Raw genomic sequence first — 19,628 nt, forward strand, 5'->3', positions numbered from 1 at the left:
ATGGACGGCGTTCGGCTCCGCCGGGGCCTCACCACGTTCTCCTTCCTGGCGCCCGCGCTGATCGGCATCGCGGTGTTCTTCCTCTACCCCCTGTTCTCGGCGGTCTACTTCTCCTTCACGAAGTTCGACCTGCTCTCGGTGCCGCAGTGGGTGGGGCTGAGCAACTACCGGCAGATGGCGGACGACCCGTTCCTGCTCCAGTCGATCCGCAACACCCTGTGGATGGTGGTGGTCTTCGTCCCGGTCCGGATCATCTTCGCGATCGGGCTGGCCATGCTGCTCGCCCAGCTCAAGCGGGGCGCCGGCTTCTTCCGGACGATCCTCTACCTGCCCTCGCTGGTCCCGTCGGTCGCGGCCACCATCGCCTTCGTCTACCTGCTCAAGCCGGGCACCGGCCCGGTCAACCACCTGCTGGAGAAGATCGGCATCGACGGCCCGCTCTGGTTCAACTCTCCGGTATGGGCGAAGCCGTCGCTGGTCCTGCTCGGTCTCTGGGCCGTCGGCGACCTGATGATCATCTTCCTGGCGGCGGTGCTGGGTGTCCCGGAGAGCCTCTACGAGGCCGCGTCGCTGGACGGCGCGAACGCCTGGCACAAGTTCCGGTCGATCACCCTGCCGTCGATCCGCCCGGTGATCCTGTTCGCGGCGGTCACCGGCGTGATCTACACGCTGCAGTACTTCGACCAGGCGGCGGTGGCCGGCTCGATCGCCAGCGGGCAGGCCACCGTCGGCGCCGGGATCTCCCAGTCCTTCGGCTACCCGGAGGGGTCCACCTTCACCTATCCACTGTGGCTCTACACCGCGGGCTTCCGGTACAACGCGCTCGGCTACGCGAACGCCCTGGCCATCGCGCTCTTCGTGGTCGCGCTCGCGGTCACCGTCATCCTGCTGCGCCGGGCGAAGGCGTTCTCCGGGGAGGAAGCATGACCATGGTCCTGGACCGGCCGCGCGTCGCGACCCGGGAGCGCCGGCAGATCCGGCTCGCCTGGGTCGCCCGGCACAGCATCGCGATCGCGTTGTCGGTCATGTTCATCACCCCGGTCGCCTACCTCGTCCTGCTCTCGCTGATGACCAGTGATCAGGCGCTGACCAGCGACTACTGGCCGAACACCTGGCACCCGGAGAACTACCTGCGGGTCTTCCAGACGACGCCGCTGCCGCACTACCTGCTCAACACGGTGCTCTACGCCGGGACCGCCACGGTGCTCACGATCGCGTCGAGCGTCCCCGCGGCGTACGCGCTGGCGAAGCTCAGATTCCGTGGCCGCAACGTGCTCTTCCTCGTCGTGATCTGCGTGATGATGCTCCCGCCGCAGGTGGTGACCGTCCCGCTGTACCTGATGTGGGCCCGGTACGGCCTGACCGGCTCGCTCTGGCCGCTGATCCTCCCGGCGCTGTTCGGTGACGCGTTCTGCATCTTCCTGCTGCGTCAGTTCCTGCTCACCATCCCCACCGAGTACCTGGACGCGGCCCGCGTCGACGGCTGCGGCGAATGGCGCACGCTGCTGCGGGTCGTGCTGCCGATGGCCCGCCCCGGCATCGCGGCGGCCGGCCTGTTCCAGTTCTTCTTCTGCTGGAACGACTACTACGGGCCTCTGCTCTACACCAGCGAGAACGAGAGCTCGTGGACGCTGACGCTCGGCCTGGCCTCGTTCCGGACCGTCCACCACGTCGACTGGAACCTGGTCACGGCCGCGACGGTGTTGGCCATGGCCCCGCTCATCATCATCTTCTTCTTCGCCCAGCGCGCGTTCGTGCAGGGCATCACGCTGACAGGATTCAAGGGTTGAAAATCGCGGTCATCGGTGGCGGATCCACCTACACCCCGGAGCTCGTGGACGGGTTCGCCCGGCTCGGCTCGATGGTCTCCGAACTGGTCCTGATCGACCCGGCGGCGGAACGACTCGACATCGTGGGCGCCTTCGCGGCGAGGATCCTCACGGCGTACGGGCATCCGGGGAAGATCTCCTGGACGACCGACCTGGACGCCGGGGTCACCGACGCCGACGCCGTGGTGATCCAGCTGCGCGTGGGCGGTCAGCGGGCGCGGATCACCGACGAGACGTTCCCGCTCGAATGCGGATGCGTGGGGCAGGAGACGACCGGCGCCGGGGGACTGGCCAAGGCGCTGCGGACCGTGCCGGTGATCCTCGACGTCGCCGAGCGGGTGCGGAAGCGGGCCAGGCCGGGGGCGTGGATCGTGGACTTCACCAACCCGGTGGGGATCGTGACGCGGGCGCTGCTCGACGCCGGTCACCGGGCGGTCGGGCTGTGCAACGTGGCGATCGGCTTCCAGCGCCGGTTCGCCGGTCACCTCGGCGTCGACCCGTCCTCGGTCGTCCTCGAACACGTCGGGCTGAACCACCTGACGTGGGAGCGGGCGGCCTACGTCGACGGTGTCGATCGATTGCCGGAACTCCTCGGGACACACGTGTCCGAGATCTCCGGCGAGGTGGACATCGCAGAGCCGATCATCTCGATGCTCGGCGCGGTCCCTTCTTACTACTTGTCGTACTTCTACGCACATGATCGGCACGTGCGGGAGTCGCTCGGCGCCCCGACCCGGGGACAGCGCGTGGCCGAGATCGAGGCCACCCTCCTCGACATGTACCGCGACGTCACCCTCGTCGAGAAGCCGGCCCTGCTCGGCGAGCGCGGCGGCGCCTACTACTCGGAGGCCGCGGTCGGCCTGATCGCCTCCCTCGCCGGCCTCGACGACGACGCCGTCCACTCGGTCAACGTCCGCAACAACGGCATCCTGCCGTTCCTCCCCGCGGAGGCGGTCATCGAGGTCTCGGCCCGGGCCGGCCACGACGGCCCAGCTCCGCTGCCGGTCACCCCCCTGCCGCCCGACCTGGCCGGTCTCATCACCCACACCTGGGGGTACGAGGAACTGGCGCTCGACGCCGCGCTGCGTGGCGGCCGTGACCGCGTCTACCGCGCGCTGCTCGCCCACCCGCTGATCGGTCAGCACGAGCTGGCCGGCCCGCTCGCCGACAAGCTCATCGCCGCCGGCCGCGACCACCTCGCGTGGGCTCGATGACCGCCCTGTTCCTGGCGGTCGACGGGGGCAACTCGAAGACCGACGTCGTGCTCGGCGACGCGTCCGGAGCGGTGCTCGCGTTCGTCCGCGGGGGCACCACCTCGCCGCACAACCTCGGGCTGGCCGGCGCCGTCACGGTGCTCGGCGGCCTGGTCGACGCCGCCCGCGCCCAGGCCGGGCTGCCACTGGGCACGCCGGTCGAGGTGATCGCGGCGTACCTGGCCGGGGCGGACCTGCCCGACGAGGTCACCGCCCTGCACGAGGCGATCACGGCGCGCGGCTGGGCCCGCCGCACCCAGGTCGACAACGACTGCTTCGCCCTGCTCCGGACCGGCACGTCGATGCCGGACGCGGTCACCGTCGTCTGCGGCGCCGGCACGAACTGCGTGGGGCGGGCGGCTGACGGCCGTACCGCCAGGTTCGTCGCTCTGGGCCCGGTCTCCGGCGACTGGGGTGGTGGCCACGACCTGGCCGAACACGCCCTGCGCGAGGCCGCCCGGGGCGAGGACGGCCGGGGCCGCCCGACCGCGTTGTCCGCCGCGGTCGCCGCCCACTTCGGACTGCCCACGGTGGAGGCGGTCAGCATCGCCCTGCACCGCCGGGAGCTCCCGATGGACCGCCTCCCCGAACTGACCCCGGTGCTGTTCGCGATCGCCGCCTCGGGCGACGCGGTGGCGACGGCCCTGGTCGACCGCCAGGCCCGGGAGATCCTGGCCCAGCACCGCTCGGCCGCCGGCCGGCTGGACCTGCTGTCCCGCCCGCACGCGCTGGTCCTGGGCGGCGGCGTCCTGCAGGCCCGGCACCCCCAGCTGCACAACCGCATTGTCCAGGGCGTCCAGGACCAGGCCCCCCACGCCGTTGTCACGGTCCTGGACGCCCCTCCCGTCGCCGGCGCCGCCCTCCTGGCGCTGGACACCCTCGCCGCCGTGCCCGGCGCCGAGCCCGTCCTGCGTGCCGCGATCGCCGGGGCCCACCGGGCGGGCCTCGCCGACCTCGACGACGCCGAGGCGGCCGAGCTGGGGCCGACGGCGGCCGCGCGCTGACGCTGACCCACCTGACCTTCGCCGAGCCGCCGGCCGCGCCGATGCCCGCGGAGTACCAGCAGTGGCCGGTCGACAAGCAATGGCCGGTCGTGCTCCTGCTGGTGCTGTTCTCGCCGTTGCGCCAGGTGGTCGACGCGCTGGGCCCGCGCCCCGCAGACGTTCGTGAGTTTGCCGGCCGCCCTTGCCCATGACCGTCGAACTCGACAGCACCAGGGCAAAACACCTCAGAACGGTCCAGTCATGTGCCATGGTGGAAGGGCATCAACGCCTGCCGTGGGGAGTGGCTCGTGGTGGACCGCCGCTTACTGACCGGCATCGGGGGACTCGACGAGGTCCTCCGCGGCGGCTTGCTCGCCCAGCGGGCGTACCTGGTGCGCGGTGGACCGGGCAGTGGCAAGACGACGGTGGGCTTGCACTTTCTCGCGGAGGGTGTCGCCGCCGGTGAGCCGACGCTGTTCATCAACCAGGGTGAACCGGAGGCCGAGGTGCGCGCCAACGCCGCGTCGATCGGTCTCGACCTGGTGGGGATCACTTTCCTCGACCTGACCCCGTCGGCGACGTTGTTCACCGAAGGGCAGACCTACGACGTCTTCCATCCCGCCGAGGTCGAGCTCGAACCGACGACCCAGGCGATCATCGAAGCGGTCAGGCAGATCCGGCCCGCGCGGGTTTTCCTCGATGCGATGACCCAGCTGCGCTATCTGTCGCTCGACAAGGTGCACTTCCGCCGGCAGGCGATCTCACTGCTGCGCTTTCTCGTCTCACAGGGCGCGACGGTTCTGTTCGCCTCGGAGAGTCAGCACGCCGACCAGGACGCGGACATGCAATTCATGTCCGACGGCGTGATCCACATGGACAACAACGCCGGGTTACGTACCGTCATGGTGTCGAAGTTGCGTGGCTCGGCGTTCGCGCCGGGCAGCCACAGCGTGAGCATCGAGGCCGACGGAATGCACGTGTATCCGCGGCTGACACCCCAGGAGCACAGTAAGCCGTTCGTCGCCGAGACCCTGTCCTCCGGCGTTCCGGAGATCGACGAGTTGATGGGCGGGGGCATCGAACGTGGCACCGTCACGATCATGTCGGGGCCCAGCGGGGTGGGAAAGACCACCCTGGGCCTGCAGTTCATGAAGGAAGCAGCGGGACGCGGTGAGCGCTCGGTGGTGTACACCTTCGAGGAGAACGCCGAGGTGCTCGCGTATCGGGCGCAGCGGGTCAACATTCCCGTGGCCAACATGGTGGCCACCGGCACTCTTTCCATGGTGCAGATCGAGCCGTTGCGCTACACCGCCGACCAGTTCGGCTGCATGGTGCGCGATCAGGTGGAAAAGGCCGATGCCCACCTCGTCATGCTCGACAGCATTTCGGGATTCGGGATGTGCATGCGCGAGGACCAGCCCGAGACGTACCTGCACGCGGTCGCCAAGTACCTGCGCAACATGGGCGTCACGACGATCCTCATCAACGAGACCACCAACATCACCGGGGATTTCCGCGCCACCGACAATGCGATCAGTTATCTGGCCGACAACATCGTCTACCTGCGTTACATCGAGATCCACGGCGAACTGCGCAAGGTTCTCGGTGTGCTGAAGAAGCGGATGAGCGACTTCGAGAAGACCATGCGCGAGTTCGAGATCACCCGGTACGGCGTGAAGGTGGGAGCGGCTCTGACGAACATGCGCGGCATCCTTCACGGCACACCGACCCTGGTCGATACACCGCCACGGTGATCCGGTCATCGCTGTGATCGGCTGCCGATCAGGATCGCATCCCGTCGACGGTGGAGGAGGACCGCGGTGAGCCGCATCGGGCTGCTCATGCTGCCCGGGGGTAACCGGCAGCTCATCGAGCGGGTGCTGACCCACAACGACTTCGACGTCGAGGTGGTGGACACCGCCGGGCTGGCGGACTGCCCCGTCGATCTGTTGCTGGCCGACCCTCGCTCGCTGCTGCAGGCGCGTACCGCGGCCGACCGGCCCGTTCCTGACTCGGCGCCCGCTGACACCGGCTCCTGGTCCGGTCCCCCGATCATGCTGCTGACCAGGGCCTCCGATCGCCCCGGCCTGCCGGAGAGCGTCCTGATCGCGGCCGACGAGGTCGTCACGATGCCGGCCTCTCAGCGGGAGTTGCTCGACCGGATCAACCGCTTGACGGCCCGGCGGAGGCAGGCCGCGGAAGAACGCCGCATGACGCGGCTGCACACCGCCCATGTCGTCCACGAGTTGTGTACGCCTTTGCAGGCGGTCCTGGCCTCCGCCGATCTCATGCGCACCGAGCACCTCGATCCCGAGCAGTCTGCACTGCTGGACCACATCACCAGGGGCGGCAAACGCATGCTGGACCTGGTCAACGAATTGCTCGACCGGAGCCGCTCCGAATCAGGGCACCTGCCCGACCGCACCACCGTGATGGATCCGGCGGAGGCGGTCGACGCCGCGGTCTCGGCCGTCCGCCCGCTCGTCGAACGCCGCAACTTGACCGTCACCGTGAACCTTCCTGCCGACGCCGCGCCACAGGTGCGCGCCGACCCGGTTCATGTGCACCGCGTCCTGACCAACCTGCTGTCCAACGCGATCAAGTACAACCGCGAGAACGGCGCCATAGACGTCCGCATGGACGTTCAACCGGGACGCATCGCGGTGGACGTCGCCGACACCGGCCCCGGGATCGCCCCCGACGAGATGGAACGGATCTTCCAGCCGTACGAACGGCTGCCCGGGTCGACCGCCGCCGGGACCGGCCTGGGGCTGCCGTATGCGCGGTTGCTGGCGGAACGCATGGGAGGTGCGATCACTGTCGAGTCCCGGGTCGGTCGGGGGAGCACCTTCACGTTCGTGCTGCCGCGGGTGGACGCGGCCCCTCACCGGTGAGCCCGGTCGTTGTGCCGGGCGGGCATACCGCGCGGTCACGAACGCGAGAACGTCCGCCGCGAAGACCCGGCCGGCGTGTTGCCGACCGGGAGAAGAACGCGGTTCCTAGAGCGCGACGAACTGGAGACCGCGGGCCTTCAGGGCGGGGATCACGACGCTGAGCGCCTGGTACGTCTGTGAACGATCACCGCCGCCGTCGTGGCAGAGCAGGATCTGACCCGGCTTGGCGGCCAGCATCCGGTGCTCGATCGTGGTGGCGCCGGGCGTGGTCCAGTCGCGCGGGTCGTTGCTCCAGTCCAGCGGGAGCAGGCCGGCGTGCGCGACGTCCTTCAGCAACTGGGGGGACCAGTCACCGCCGGGCGAACGGAACAGCTTGGGCACGTACCCCGTCGTCTGGCTGATCTTCGCCTGGGCTTTCTGCAACTCCTTGCGGGCGACCCGGCTCGGCTTGGCCCCCAGTTTCGTGGGGTGGCTCCAGGTGTGGTTGGCCAGTTGGTGGCCGTCGCCGGTGACCATCTTGGCGACGGTCTCGTGGCCGAGCACCTGATTGCCGATCATGCAGAACATCGCCGGGACGTGGTACCTCTCCAGCAGTTGCAGGATCTTCGGCGTCCAGATCGGGTGCGGGCCGTCGTCGATCGTCAGCGCGATCGCGTCGGTGGGGAACGCCTGGCCGCCGGTGGCCTTCGCGTACTCGGCGAGCGTGGAGATCGGCTTGCGCTGCACCGGGATCGGTGACGCGGTCACGGTCGCGCTCTCCGGGGCCCGCGACGTGACGACGGCCGGTTGCGCCGGGGTGGGCTTCGCGGCGTCCTTCCCGGAGTCGTCGTCGCCGGCGTTGACGGCGATGGCGGTCGCGGTCAGCGCCACGCCCGCCGCGCCGGAAAGGCCGAGGATGAGCCGGCGGCGGGTCAAGCGGGAGCCGCCCGGCTGTGCCGGTGCGGGAGCGGGAGCGGGCTGCACGGGAGCGAAGGCCGGTTGCGCCGGGACGCTCCTCGAGGCCATCGCCGCGGGGATGGCGATCGTCGCCTCTTCCTGCGGGGTGACGGCCCGGAAAGGAGTCGTCGCCTCGTCCGCGGCGGAGATCGCGATCGTCGCCTCGTCCGGTGGGGTGCCGACCGGAATCGCCGTCGTCGCCTCGTCGGACGACGTTCCGGCCCGCATCACCGTGGTCGTCTCGTCCGACGTCGAATCGGCCGTCATCGCCTCGGTGGGCTCGTCCGCCCCGACCCCGGCCGGAATCACCGTGGTGGCCTCGTCCGCCGGGTTCTCGTCCCGGACAGCCGCGGTGGGCTCGTCTGCCGGGATCGTCGCGGTGGGTTCGTCGGCGGTGACCACCGCGGTGGGTTCGTCGGCCGGAATCACCGTGGTGGGTTCGTCGGCCGGGATCGCCTCCGTCACCTCGTCCGCGGTGCCGGCGGCCGGGATCGCGACGGTGGCCTCATCCGGTGTCCCGGCGTCTTTTGCCTGCTCGGACGGGCCTTCTCCAGGTTTCGTCACCCTGGACTCGTCGGACATCAGTTGCCTCCCCATCGGCGCCGCGGCGGCCGGTACGTGAACCCGGCTCACCAGCGGGCGACGCTATCACTCCCGGTCAATTTCAACCGAAAGGATGACATTTATCGATCAAACTCAGGCGACGAGAAATCGTCCCGACATGAAAACCACCAGGAACACGGCGTGCAGCGACACCCCGATCACCAGCACCGCCCGGTCGACGGCCGGCCGGGCGCCGATGCGCGCCAGCACCAGCAGGATCGCCACCGCCTCCATCGCATACCGCGCCGCGGACTGCATCGACCGGCCGCCGACCTCGGTCGACATCAGCAGGATCAGGGTCAGGGCACCCTGCACGACCAGGTAGAGCTGGTCGCGCCGGAACTTCCACGGCCCCGCCACGGCGAGCACCAGCAGCACCACCGCGACCAGGGTCGTGCCCGCGTCCACGAGCGCGCCCAGCGTCGACGTCTCCAAGGGCCCGCCCATCTGCTGTACGGCGGTGACCCAGGCCCCGCCCGGGACCGTGTACCGCCGCCCCCACTGGTCCTGCGCGACGCTGAACGCCAGCGGATTGCCGAGCTCGATCGCGCAGTACACGCTGTAGGCCACCACCCCGAGCGGCACCAGCGCCAGGCTCAGCACGTCGGCCCGGATCCGCCGGGGCTGCCAGCCCCGCTGCCGCAGGTACTCGATCGCCAGCGGCGCCACCAGCAGCAGCCCGAAGAGCCGCGTCGCGGACGACAGCGCGCCAAGTGCCCCGGCCACCCACCAGTGCCCGCGCCGGCCGGCGTACAGCGCGCCGACGGCCAGGAGCAGGAACAGCGACTCGTTGTAGCCGATGAACAGGAAGAACCCCATCGGGAACGCGGCCAGGTACCAGGTGGCGCGCTGGGCCACCCGCGGCCCGAACTCGTGCTCGGCGAGCCGATGCAGAACGGCCAGGGCGCCGTACGCGCAGAGGTTGGCGACGACCAGCGCCGCGACCACTCCGTCACCGGGCAGCACCGGATTCACCACGTGCACCAGCAGCGGGAACAGCGGGAAGAACGCCGGGAAGCCCGGACCCAGGTGGTAACCGCTCTCCGCGATGCGCACGTAATGGCCGGCATCCCAGCTGTTCCAGCCCAGCACCATGGTCCACAGCTCCGGCGCCTTCCCTCCGCGCGGCAGCCACGCCAGCGCGCTCACCGCCAGGTGCGTCACGGTGAACACCGCCCACACCGCCAGAGCCGCGCGCAGGGCCGCGTGCCAGGGGCGCCGGGAAGATTCGAGCAGTTCCTCCGGTACGGCGATCCGGGTCGCCGTGGTGTCCTCGATCAGAGCTGGCACAGCACGTCCTCGATCGACTCGTTCTCGGATACGGAATCGAACGCCACGACGTACGCGGGACGGCCCTGCAGCGTGGTGAAGATGCGCGCCACGTACTCGCCGAGCAACCCCAGGCAGAGCAGTTGCAACGCGCCCAGGAACAGCACCGCGACGAGCAGCGACGTCCACCCGGGCACGACGTTGCCGGACAGGTAGGCCGCCCCGCCGGCGAGCGCCAGCACCCCGCAGAGCGCGATGCCGAGCACCCCCAGCCAGGTCGCGACCCGCAGCGGCGCGGCCGAGAAGCCGACGACACTGTCCAGGGCCAGCCGGATCATCTTGGCGAGCGGGTACTTCGAGCGGCCCGCGGCTCGCTCCTCCCGCGTGTAGGTGACCTCGCCGCTGGGCAGACCCAGCCACGGCACCAGCAGGCGGTAGACCGGCAGCTGCTCGGGCAGCTCGGTGAGCGCGTCGACGGCGGTCCGGCTGAGCAGGCGGAAGTCACCCGCGTTGTGCGGGACCGCGGTGCCGGCCACGCGCCGCATCAGCCGGTAGTACAGCCCGGCGGTCCAGCGTTTGAACGGGCTGTCGGTGCTGCGGTCGGCGCGGACGCCATGCACCACGTCCAGGTTCGCGTCCTGCGCCAGCCGCAGCATGTCGCCGATCGCCTCGGGCGGGTCCTGCAGGTCGACGTCGATGCTCACGACGTACGCCCCGCGGGCGCGACGCAGGCCGGCGGTGAGCGCGTTCTGGTGCCCGCTGTTGCGCCGCAACCGGACCACCCGCAGCTCCGGCCACCGGCGGCGCAGCCAGTCGAGCACGATGGGGGTGCTGTCCCGGCTGCCGTCGTCGACGGCGACGACCTCGTACGGCACGAGAAGACCGTCGAGCACGGGACGCACCCGTTCGGCGAAGAGCGGCAGCACCTCCTCCTCGTTGAAAACCGGTACGACAACGCTCAGTCGTGGCGCCTCGCTACCCATCTCCGGGCTCCCCTCGTAGATCGGTTACCGCGGGGATGCTGGCCGAGCCGGAGACCGATTCTGCCGGTGTTCCGACAGGCATGGCACATTCAGGGGAGACACACAGCCGACTCACAGAGTTGTATGTCTCACCCTCGGATCCCGTGCAACCCGGGGCGCGTCGCAGCCGGTCAGGGACAGGCCGGTGCGCCGGAGCGCGTGGTGGCGGCCAGCACGCTCCGGCGCCGCCCTGACGCTGCTCGCCACCCTGGCCGGCCCGTCCTGGTCACGGGCCGGCGAGCAGGACGGCCGGACCGCCCGGGACAACGCCTGATCCGGCGGCTGTGCGTGGTGGTCAGGGGCGCGGGATGGTGCGGAGGTTGGCCTCGGCGATGCTCAGCGCGTCACCGATCCGGCCCGCCAGGACGGTGCGGCCCAGACCCAGGGCGAACCCCCGCGCCTCCGCGAGCGTGACGTGCGAGGGAACCTCCAGGGCGTCCCTGGTGGTGACCACGTCGAGCAGCGCCGGCCCGTCGTGGGCGAACGTCTCGGTGAGGGCGGCGCGCAGGTCGGCAGGGTCGGTGACCCGCCGGGTGTGGAAGCCCATCGGCGCCGCGATCGCCGCGTAGTCGACCGGGTCGTGGTCGGTGCCGAACGGCGGGTCACCGGCGACCAGCATCTCCAGCCGGACCATGCCCAGGCTGGAGTTGTTGAACACCACGACCTTCGTCGGCAGGCCGTGCGTCTTGATGGTCAGCAACTCGCCGAGCAGCATGGCCAGCCCGCCGTCGCCGGAGAGCGAGACCACCTGCCGGCCGGGCTGGGCGATCTGGGCGCCGATCGCCATCGGCAGGGCGTTGGCCATCGAGCCGTGCACGAACGAGCCGAGGATCCGCCGCCGGCCGTTCGGGGTCAGGTAACGGGCGGCCCACGTGCAGCACATGCCGGTGTCCACGGTGAACACCGCGTCCCCGGCGGCCAGCTCGTCGATCAGCCCGGCCAGGAACTCCGGGTGGATCGGGGTCTGCTGGTGCCGGGCGGTGCGGTACGCGTCCAGGTCGTGCCGCGCCCGGGCGGTGCGGCGCAACTGCGCGTCGAGGAAGGTGCGGTCGGTGCGTTCCCGCAGCAGGGGCAGCAACGCGCGCAGGGTCTCGCCCACGTCCCCGGCCAGGCCCTGCACCAGCGGGGTCCGGCGGCCCAGCCGTGCCGGGTCGGCGTCGATCTGCACGGTGTCACGGCCGGGGAGGAAGTCGTCGTACGGGAAATCGGTGCCGAGCAGCAGCACCAGGTCCGCCTCGTGCAGCGCGTGATAGCACGCACCGTATCCGAGCAGTCCGGTCATCCCGACGTCGAACGGATTGTCGTACTGCAGCAGGTCCTTGCCGCGCAGCGTGTGCCCGACCGGCGCCTTCAGCCGATCGGCCAGCTCGAGAACCTCGTCCCGGGCCCCGGCGCAGCCTATCCCGGCGAAGACGGCGACCCGGCCGGCCGCCTCGATGCGCGCCGCGAGCTGCCGCACCTCGCCGGCGCTCGCCACCACCCGCGGACGGCTCGTGACCGTGGCGGACGGACCGGCGTCACCGGAGCTGCGCGCGGCCAGCACGTCACCGGGAAGCACGAGCACCGACGCGCCGCCGCGGCCCACCGCGTTCTGCACCGCCAGACGGGTGCACCGGCCCAGTTGCTCCGGCACCGACACCAGCTCGCAGTAGTGACTGGCCTGCCGGAACAGATCCTCCGGCCGGGTCTCCTGGAAGAAGCCGGAACCGATCTGGCGGGTCGCGATGTGCGACGCCAGTGCCAGCACCGGCGCGCCGGAGCGGTGCGCGTCCATCACGCCCTGCACCAGGTGGGTGTTGCCCGGGCCGCAACTGCCCGCGCAGACGGCCAGCCGCCCGGTCAGCTGGGCCTCGGCGGACGCGGCGAACGCGGCGGCCTCCTCGTTGTGCACGTGCACCCAGTCGATGCCGCCGGCCGCCGCGCCGCCACTGCGCCGGACCGCGTCGGTCAGGGCGTTGAGGCTGTCACCGGCCAGTCCGTAGATCCGGGACACTCCGGCCTGGACCAGCAATCTCACAAGGTCGTCCGCGACGCTTTCTGCCATGGGCCGAGCGTGCGGCACGGCGTGACGGCTGTCATCCGTCAGATGACCTACCTGCCGGGGCGATCAGCCCTGGCGGCCGTTCCATCGCGGGTTCTTCGTGTTGATCACGACCTGGCGGCCCCGGCGCCGGGTGACGATGCTGCCGGGCTTGCTCTTCAGCGAACGCAGGGAATTGCGGACCTTCATGACGTTTACCTCTTTCCGCGCCGGCGTTGGCTTCCGCCGCGCGATCACCTGAACGCCGCAGCCCGCACCGCTATTTCCCGGCGATCCGCGAGCACGGCAGAGGGGCGCTGAGCACGGCGGCCCGGGCTTCCGGCCGGCTCTCACCGTCGCAGGGCGACGGGCGTGAGTTTCCTGACTTCTTCGTGGTGATCGGCAGGCCCTTGGTGATCCACTGATGTCTCGAAGAAGGCGTGGAGCAAGAAGGAAGCACAGAACAGATGCCTGACCGGGATGATGGCCCGCTCATCGGGCGGGATCGCGAACTGGCAGAGCTCGCCGCGATCGTCGAGATGGCCGAGCACGGCCCGGCCTGCGTCCTGATCTGCGGCGACGCCGGCGTCGGCAAGTCCGCGCTGCTGCGGGCCGCCGCGCGGCATGGGCGTCGCGCGGTGCGCCTCACCAGCGACGCGGAGTCGGCGACGGTCCTGGAGCAGCTGACCGGGGACGGCCCGGTGCTGCTGCTCGCCGACGACCTGCGCCCGGAGGCTCTGCTGTCGCTGACCGAGACCGTGTGTCACGCCTCCACCGGACGCGTGGCCCTGCTGGCCGCGGCCCGCGACGAGGCCGTCCCCTCCGGGCTCTCGTCCGCGGTCCAGCGCCTCTACCTGCGGCCGCTGGCCGAGGACGACGCGGCCCGGCTGCTGGACGCGGAGTTCCCGGCGACCGCAGCCCGGGACCGCCGCGACATCCTGCGCCGGGCCGCCGGCAATCCGCTGGCCCTGCGCATCCTCAGCGATCCGGGTGGGCAGGTGCCCGCCGAGTTCACCCAGCGGGTGCGCGCGCTCCCGGCGCCCACCCGCTGGCTGTTGCTGCACGCCGCGCTGGCCGACGACGCCGAGCACGTCGGCACCCTGACCGAAGCCGCCCAGTGCTCGCCCGACCTGCGCGACTGGGAGCCGGCCGAACGCGCCGGCCTGGTCACCATCCACCGGGGACAGGTCCGGTTCCGGCATCCGCTGCTCCGGGCTGCCTGCGCGGCCGGCCGCAGCGTCAGCGACGTCGTCCGGGCCCATCACGGCCTGGCGTCGGCCGTCGGCGATCCGCAGCGGCGGGTCCGGCACCTGACGGAGTCGACCACCGGCACCGACGAGCCGGTCGCCGCGGTGCTGGAGGCGGCGGCCGAGGCGGCGATGTCGCGTACCGACTTCTTCCAGGCCGCCGAGGCGTTCCAGGCCGCGGCCGAGCGCGGCGCCGGGGAGAAGGCGGCCCTGCGCTACGCGCGGGCGACGTTCGCCGCCCACCGCAGCGGTCATCCCGAGTGGGCGATCGAGCTGTACGGCCGGGCCGCGGACGCCGACCCGGATCCCGACGCCGCCGGGGTCGCGGCGTACGGCGCGGCGTTCTCCCTGGTCCACACGGTGCAGCCGTGGCCCGCGTTCGAGCTCGCGGCCCGGGCGATCCGCCGCGGCCCGCGGGACCGCCGGGTGACCCTGATGCTCGCCTTCGTCGCCGCGAACGCCGCGTTCTACTCCGGGGCGGCCGCCCACCGGGAGCACCTGCCGCACCTGCTGGCCAGGGCCGGTGACGACGACTCCCCGCCGCCGGGCCGGGAGCTGATCCCGCCGCTGGACGACACGGTCATCCGCGCCGCCGTCCTGGCGGTCAGCAACCCGGGCCGGCACGGCCAATCCGTCGACTATCCGCGTCCGGCCGGGTCGCGACCCGCCGACCTGTTGCACATGGCGTTCACCGGCACGATGGCGTTCCTGCGCGACGACTCGCCGCGGGCGGCCAACGACCTGCGTGTCGTGTTCGACGCGAGCGCCCGGTCGGACGGGATCGGCTCGGCCGTCTCCTCGTGTCACCTGATGATCCTGGCGATGATCGACAGCGGGCGGTGGGCGGACGCGGCGTCGCGGCTGGACGAGGCGGAACGCCTGGCGGCCGTGCAGAGCGTGCCGGTGCTGCGGGTGTTCGTCCCGGTGTTCCGGACGATCCTGCGGGCGCTGCGCGGCGCCGGCCCGGCCGCCGAGCCGGACCCGTTGCCGCTGCTCACCGGCACTTCCGAGATCGAGACCCTGACGCAGCGCGCGGCCGGCCTGACCGCTCTGGCGGCCGGCGACCACCCCCGGGCGTACTCGCATTTCCGCCGCATGTTCGACGAGGACGGCGAGCCGCAGCACTTCTTCTTCGGGCCGCGCTCCCTGCCGCAGCTGGCGATGACCGCGGCCCGGACCGGTCACCTGGCCGACGGGCAGCGCATCCTCGACCGGTGCCGGGCCGTCGCCGGTCCCGCCCCGACGACGCGGATGACGATGCTGCTCGCCCACGCGGGCGCGCTGCTCGACGAGACCGAGCGGGCCGGCCCGCTGTTCGAGGACGCCATCGAGGACCCGGAGCGGGCCCTGCGCTGGCCGCTCGAGTTCGCCGAGGCGCAACTGAACTACGGCCTGTGGCTGCGGGGACGGCGCCGGACGCACGAGGCCCGGGCGCATCTGCTCGCGGCCCGCGACGTCTTCCTGCGGCTCGGCGCCCACGCGCACGCCGACCAGGCCCGCCGGAGTTTGCCGATCGGGCTGCGACCGGCCGGCGATCCGGCGCCGCGGCCGGACGCGTTCACCGAGCTGACGGCGCAGAAGCAGATGATCGCGCGGATGGCGGCCGCCGGCATGACCAACCGGCAGATCGCCGAGCGGCTGTTCCTGTCGCCGCGCACTGTCGGCTCCCACCTGTACCGCATCTACGCCGAGCTCGGCGTGGGCACCCGCCACCAGTTGCGCACGCTGATCGAGACCGGAGGCTGAGCCGATGCGCACCCTGATCGGACGCGACGCCGAACTCGCCCACCTCCGTGACCTGGTGCGGGGCGCCCCGGCCGCCGCCACGATGCTGGTCGTCACCGGCGACCGCGGCTGCGGCAAGTCCTCGCTGCTGGCCGCGGCCACCCGGATGGCCCGCCAGACCGGCGGCCGGCGCGTGCTCACCCTGCAGGGCAGCCCCGACCGGCGGCGCCCACTGCGTCAGCTGCTCCTGGGCGCCGGCCACGATCCGGCCATCGCCGATCACGATCAAGCCCATCTGCGCGTACGGTCGGTGATCGCCGATCTCGCCACCACCGCCCCGGTCCTGCTCGTCGCGGACGACCTCCACGAGCTCGACGAGCCGACCTCGCACCTCCTCGTGGACCTCGCGTCCGTGCGCGGCGTCACCGTCCTGGGCGCGAGCCGGTCACCGAGTGGCGGCGAGACCCTGGAGCTGCTCCCGCTGGGCCGCGAGGACGCTGTTCGCCTGCTCGCCGAGCAGGCCGGGAACCTGACCCCGGGCACCCGTGCCGAGATCCTGCACCGTGCCGCCGGCAACCCGGCCGCGCTGCTGGAACTGAGCGGCGACGCCCCGCCCGGTGGGCTGCTCGCCGAGTTCCGCGCCGCGCTGGACCCGCTGCCCGGCGCCACCCGCACGCTTCTCCTGCGAGCGGCGTCGATGCTGCCCACGGATCCCGCCCTGATCTTCACCGGGCCCGGTGACGGGTGGGAGCCGGCGTGCGCGGCGGGGCTCGTGACGTTCACCGGCGACGGGGTGGCGTTCACCCACCCGCTCGTGGCCGAGGCGGTCTACCGGGCTGCCCCGGCTCACCTGCGACGGCGTACGCATCAGCAACTCGCCGTGGCCCTGTCGGCCTATCCGGAGCACCAGGCGCTGCAACTGGCCGCGGCCGACCCGGGCCCCGACGAGCGCACGGCGGCCGCGCTGGAGGCCGCCGCGACGATCTTCCGCAGCCGTGGCGACCTGTTCCGGGCGACCGTCGCCATGCAGCAGGCGACGCAACGGTCCGGCTCGCGGCCGAGCGCGGCCCGGCGCCTGACCCGGGCCATCACCGACGCCCGGGACCTGCGGGACACCGCCTGGGTCGCCGAGTTGCTCGCCCGGATCTGGCATCTGACCGACGACCCGGACGTGCTGGCCGAAGCGGTTCGGCCGGCGGCCTCGGCGATGGTGTGGGCCGGGCGGCACCACGAGGCGTACGGCATGATCATCGCTGCCCATCGGGCCGGCCCGATGACCGATCCTCATCAGGCACTCAACCTGGCCGTCAACGCGGCGATGCTGGCGTGGCTGACCGGCGCCGAGGAGCACCGGCTCGCCCTGGTCCCGCTGCTGGAGGCCGCTGATCCGGCCACCGACCAGGTGGCGGCCGCTCTCGTCCGGACGGTCCTCGACCTGAGTCGTCACCCCGGCCGGCAACTCTGTGACAGCGTCAGCATCCCGCCACCGGGGACACCGCTGACCCCGCAGGGGCGGACGCGCCTCGCCCGGCTGGGAATGATCGCCTGGATCGAGGACCGATCGGCGATCGCTGTCCGGGCGCTGCGGCTGGGACTGACCGGCGAGCTGGCCGAGCGGACCCCGTCGCCCAGCTTCGGCCTGCTGCTCGCGCTGGTCCACAGCCTGATAGACGTCGGCGAGTGGGACCTGGCCGCCGAGTATGCCGGCACCGACCTGGTCGACCCGTTGCCCACGCTCAGAACCGGGCTGGCCGCCCTGCGCGCCCTGGTGCACGCGCGGCGCGGGGAGCACGAGCGGGCGCTGACCCTGGCCCGGGAGACGTGGGCACGCTTCGACGCCCGCTCGAACCTGCCGGCCCACATGCGCCTGCTGCACGCCGCCGGGCTCGCGTCGATCGGCGCCGGCGACCACGACACCGGCTACCGCTACCTGCGGTCGATGTTCGACGTGGACGGATGCCCGGCGCACCCCTACCTCTCGCCGCGCGCCATCGCCGACCTGGCCGGCGCCGCCGTCCGCTGCGACCGGGCCGAGGACGCGCGCACGGTGCTCGACGAGGTGCGGCACGCGCAGGGCAGCCGGCCGAGCGCCCGGATGACGATCCTGCTGCACCTGGCCGAGGCGCTGCTCGGCGCCGAGCAGGACGCCGAGCAACACTTCCGGCGCGCGACCGGGGACCCGGCCGGGCCCGAATGGCCGTACGAGCATGCCCTCGCGCACCTGCACCACGGCGTCTGGCTGCGCCGCAACCGCGGCCCGCGCGAGGCCCGGGAGGCCCTGGCCCGCGCCGAGCGGATCTTCACCGAGCTGGGTGCCGTGAACCTCGCCGAGATCGCCGCCCGGGAGAGCACCGTCGGCACCGGCTCCCGGCAGCCGGGCGGGCAGCCACTGCCGGTCGGCGCGCTGACGTCCCAGGAGCAGCAGGTGGCGGCGCTGGCCGTGCAGGGGCTGAGCAACCGGGCGATCGCCGAGCAGCTGTTCATCTCCGCGCGAACGGTCAGCACCCACCTGTCCCGCATCTACCGCAAAGTGGGCATCGCGAGCCGGCACGAACTCACGGCGGCACCGCTCGGCGGCACGGCGAATCGGTGAGGTGGTCGTGCGGCGCGGTGGAGTGGACCGGTGGGTGGTCGTGCGGCGCGGCGAATCCGTGAGATCGCCGGGCGTGGCGGGTGGATCGGTGAGATCGCCGGGGCCACGATCCGAGCCGGCCGGTGCCCCGGGCACGGGCCGCCTCCGCCGCGCTGACCTCGGCGGACGCCTCGCCACGCTCTGGCCTGACTCCCGCTCTCGCCGAGCGCGGAGTGGCTCCTGGGAGCACTTTCCCGAAGACGATGTCCCGCGTACGGCGGAGCCGGGCGGCGTCTCGTCCGACGACGAGTCACCGCCCGGCTCACCTGCGGGAAGGCGCTCAGGAAGCGCAGACCTCCTGGCCCGCCCGGGGGAAGGGGCTCAGGAAGCGCGGGCCGCCCGCACGATGAGGCTGGTGACGGTGGCGGGGTGCGCGACCATCGCGGCGTGCGAGCTGTGGATCTCGACGGTGTGCCCCTTGGCGGCGCGGGCCGCCATGGCCTTCTCGGCGACCGGCGGGATCGTCTGGTCGTCGAGCGACACGAGGTAGTACGACGGGATCGACTTCCAGGCCGGCACCCCGGTCTTGCCCGTGAACGCGAGGGTCGACAGCGGCCGCTGCTGGGTGGCCATCAGCCTCGTCTTGCTCAGCGGGGCGTCCGCGGCGAACAGCTTGGGGAACCACTCCGGGTCGACGGTGCTGTCGAGGTATCCGCCGGAGTTCGGGTAGGGGCGGGTGACCAGGTGCGACACCAGCACCGAGTTGTCACCGCCGGCGAGCGCACCGGCCTGGGCGATCGTCTCACCCTCGTCCGGGGCGTAGGCGGCGATGTAGACGAGCGACTTGACGTTCGGGTTCCCGGTGGCCGCGTCGGTGATCACCGCGCCGCCGTAGGAGTGGCCGACCAGCACGATCGGGCCCTTGATGGTGGACAGGAAGCTCTTCAGGTAGTCGGAGTCCTCGTCGAGGCCGCGCAGCGGGTTGGCCGGCGCGATCACCGGATAGCCCTTGGCCTGCAGCTGGGCGGTCACGTCGCTCCAGCCGGAGGCGTCCGCCCACGCGCCGTGCACCAGCACGACGGTCGGCTTGGCGGCGGCTGTCCGGCCGGTGGCGGCCGTGGCGGTGACGGGGACACCGGCGGAGGCGCCGGCCGGGATCAGGGCGAGCACCGACGCGGCGACGGCGCCGACGAGAGCCACGCGGGAGATGCGGAGGGACATGGAATGGCTCCTACGGTCGTACGGGAAGGAACGGGTGTTGATCGGCACCGGTGG

15 protein-coding genes are annotated in these 19,628 nt (G+C 71.9%); 9 read left to right on the forward strand and 6 right to left on the reverse strand.

Features of this window, described 5'->3' with window-relative positions:
- The 6 genes from Acy02nite_RS08215 (at window position 1) to Acy02nite_RS08240 (ending at window position 6,959) form a co-directional block, all read left to right on the forward strand.
- Window positions 1–927 (forward strand): carbohydrate ABC transporter permease, encoded by a 927-nt coding sequence (locus Acy02nite_RS08215; protein WP_203739220.1) that lies wholly within the window; start codon window positions 1–3, stop codon window positions 925–927.
- Entirely contained in the window at window positions 924–1,790 is an 867-nt protein-coding gene (locus Acy02nite_RS08220) for a carbohydrate ABC transporter permease (protein WP_203739221.1), read from the forward strand. Before Acy02nite_RS08215 ends, Acy02nite_RS08220 begins: the two co-directional genes overlap by 4 nt.
- On the forward strand, window positions 1,787–3,043 hold the full coding sequence (locus Acy02nite_RS08225; protein WP_203739222.1) for a family 4 glycosyl hydrolase: 1,257 nt from the start codon (window positions 1,787–1,789) through the stop codon (window positions 3,041–3,043). The genes Acy02nite_RS08220 and Acy02nite_RS08225 overlap by 4 nt, the downstream gene beginning before the upstream one ends.
- On the forward strand, window positions 3,040–4,086 hold the full coding sequence (locus tag Acy02nite_RS08230; protein WP_203739223.1) for an N-acetylglucosamine kinase: 1,047 nt from the start codon (window positions 3,040–3,042) through the stop codon (window positions 4,084–4,086). Before Acy02nite_RS08225 ends, Acy02nite_RS08230 begins: the two co-directional genes overlap by 4 nt.
- A 290-nt stretch (window positions 4,087–4,376) precedes the next feature.
- The gene (locus Acy02nite_RS08235; RefSeq protein ID WP_264653359.1) at window positions 4,377–5,819 is read left to right on the forward strand and encodes an ATPase domain-containing protein; all 1,443 of its coding nucleotides are present in this window, start codon (window positions 4,377–4,379) and stop codon (window positions 5,817–5,819) included.
- Between the two features lie 66 nt (window positions 5,820–5,885).
- A complete protein-coding gene (locus Acy02nite_RS08240) occupies window positions 5,886–6,959 on the forward strand; it encodes a sensor histidine kinase (RefSeq protein ID WP_203739225.1) in 1,074 nt (357 codons plus the stop codon).
- Between the two features lie 105 nt (window positions 6,960–7,064).
- Here Acy02nite_RS08240 and Acy02nite_RS08245 read toward each other — a convergent pair whose 3' ends face one another.
- The 3 genes from Acy02nite_RS08245 to Acy02nite_RS08255 all read right to left on the reverse strand — a co-directional run bounded on the left by Acy02nite_RS08245 (window position 7,065) and on the right by Acy02nite_RS08255 (window position 10,750).
- The gene (locus Acy02nite_RS08245; RefSeq protein ID WP_203739226.1) at window positions 7,065–8,459 is read right to left on the reverse strand and encodes a polysaccharide deacetylase family protein; all 1,395 of its coding nucleotides are present in this window, start codon (window positions 8,457–8,459) and stop codon (window positions 7,065–7,067) included.
- Window positions 8,460–8,591: 132 nt separating this feature from the next.
- A complete protein-coding gene (locus Acy02nite_RS08250; RefSeq protein ID WP_203739227.1) occupies window positions 8,592–9,788 on the reverse strand; it encodes a mannosyltransferase family protein in 1,197 nt (398 codons plus the stop codon).
- A complete protein-coding gene (locus Acy02nite_RS08255; RefSeq protein WP_203739228.1) occupies window positions 9,776–10,750 on the reverse strand; it encodes a glycosyltransferase family 2 protein in 975 nt (324 codons plus the stop codon). The genes Acy02nite_RS08250 and Acy02nite_RS08255 overlap by 13 nt, the downstream gene beginning before the upstream one ends.
- A gap of 184 nt (window positions 10,751–10,934) precedes the next feature.
- On the opposite strand from Acy02nite_RS08255, the gene Acy02nite_RS47155 reads away from it, so the two are divergent.
- Complete coding sequence (locus tag Acy02nite_RS47155; protein WP_264653352.1) at window positions 10,935–11,063, forward strand: hypothetical protein; 129 nt, start codon at window positions 10,935–10,937, stop codon at window positions 11,061–11,063.
- A gap of 21 nt (window positions 11,064–11,084) precedes the next feature.
- Here the strand turns inward: Acy02nite_RS47155 and Acy02nite_RS08260 are convergent, their stop codons facing one another.
- Both Acy02nite_RS08260 and Acy02nite_RS08265 read right to left on the reverse strand, forming a co-directional pair.
- Window positions 11,085–12,833 (reverse strand): thiamine pyrophosphate-dependent enzyme, encoded by a 1,749-nt coding sequence (locus Acy02nite_RS08260; RefSeq protein ID WP_203739229.1) that lies wholly within the window; start codon window positions 12,831–12,833, stop codon window positions 11,085–11,087.
- Window positions 12,834–12,896: 63 nt separating this feature from the next.
- The gene (locus Acy02nite_RS08265; protein WP_203739230.1) at window positions 12,897–13,019 is read right to left on the reverse strand and encodes a ribosomal protein bL36; all 123 of its coding nucleotides are present in this window, start codon (window positions 13,017–13,019) and stop codon (window positions 12,897–12,899) included.
- A 257-nt stretch (window positions 13,020–13,276) separates the two neighbouring features.
- Between Acy02nite_RS08265 and Acy02nite_RS08270 the strand changes: the two genes are divergently transcribed.
- Window positions 13,277–15,802 carry a helix-turn-helix transcriptional regulator gene (locus Acy02nite_RS08270; RefSeq protein ID WP_203739231.1) on the forward strand — a complete coding sequence of 842 codons (2,526 nt, stop codon included), beginning with the start codon at window positions 13,277–13,279 and terminating at the stop codon, window positions 15,800–15,802.
- Between the two features lie 4 nt (window positions 15,803–15,806).
- The gene (locus tag Acy02nite_RS08275; RefSeq protein ID WP_203739232.1) at window positions 15,807–18,374 is read left to right on the forward strand and encodes a helix-turn-helix transcriptional regulator; all 2,568 of its coding nucleotides are present in this window, start codon (window positions 15,807–15,809) and stop codon (window positions 18,372–18,374) included.
- A 360-nt stretch (window positions 18,375–18,734) separates the two neighbouring features.
- Here Acy02nite_RS08275 and Acy02nite_RS08280 read toward each other — a convergent pair whose 3' ends face one another.
- Complete coding sequence (locus Acy02nite_RS08280; protein WP_203739233.1) at window positions 18,735–19,574, reverse strand: alpha/beta fold hydrolase; 840 nt, start codon at window positions 19,572–19,574, stop codon at window positions 18,735–18,737.
- Between the last annotated feature and the right edge of the window lie 54 nt (window positions 19,575–19,628).

Source organism: Actinoplanes cyaneus (assembly GCF_016862095.1).
GTDB lineage: Bacteria > Actinomycetota > Actinomycetes > Mycobacteriales > Micromonosporaceae > Actinoplanes > Actinoplanes cyaneus.

What these genes read in the sequence shown, in the direction of transcription:
- Acy02nite_RS08215 (WP_203739220.1), top strand. Translation starts at nt 1, where the DNA reads ATGGACGGCGTTCGGCTCCGCCGGGGCCTCACCACGTTCTCCTTCCTG.
- Acy02nite_RS08220 (WP_203739221.1), top strand. Translation starts at nt 924, where the DNA reads ATGACCATGGTCCTGGACCGGCCGCGCGTCGCGACCCGGGAGCGCCGG.
- Acy02nite_RS08230 (WP_203739223.1), top strand. Translation starts at nt 3,040, where the DNA reads ATGACCGCCCTGTTCCTGGCGGTCGACGGGGGCAACTCGAAGACCGAC.
- Acy02nite_RS08255 (WP_203739228.1), bottom strand. Translation starts at nt 10,750, where the DNA reads ATGGGTAGCGAGGCGCCACGACTGAGCGTTGTCGTACCGGTTTTCAAC.
- Acy02nite_RS08260 (WP_203739229.1), bottom strand. Translation starts at nt 12,833, where the DNA reads ATGGCAGAAAGCGTCGCGGACGACCTTGTGAGATTGCTGGTCCAGGCC.
- Acy02nite_RS08265 (WP_203739230.1), bottom strand. Translation starts at nt 13,019, where the DNA reads ATGAAGGTCCGCAATTCCCTGCGTTCGCTGAAGAGCAAGCCCGGCAGC.
- Acy02nite_RS08270 (WP_203739231.1), top strand. Translation starts at nt 13,277, where the DNA reads ATGCCTGACCGGGATGATGGCCCGCTCATCGGGCGGGATCGCGAACTG.
- Acy02nite_RS08275 (WP_203739232.1), top strand. Translation starts at nt 15,807, where the DNA reads ATGCGCACCCTGATCGGACGCGACGCCGAACTCGCCCACCTCCGTGAC.
- Acy02nite_RS08280 (WP_203739233.1), bottom strand. Translation starts at nt 19,574, where the DNA reads ATGTCCCTCCGCATCTCCCGCGTGGCTCTCGTCGGCGCCGTCGCCGCG.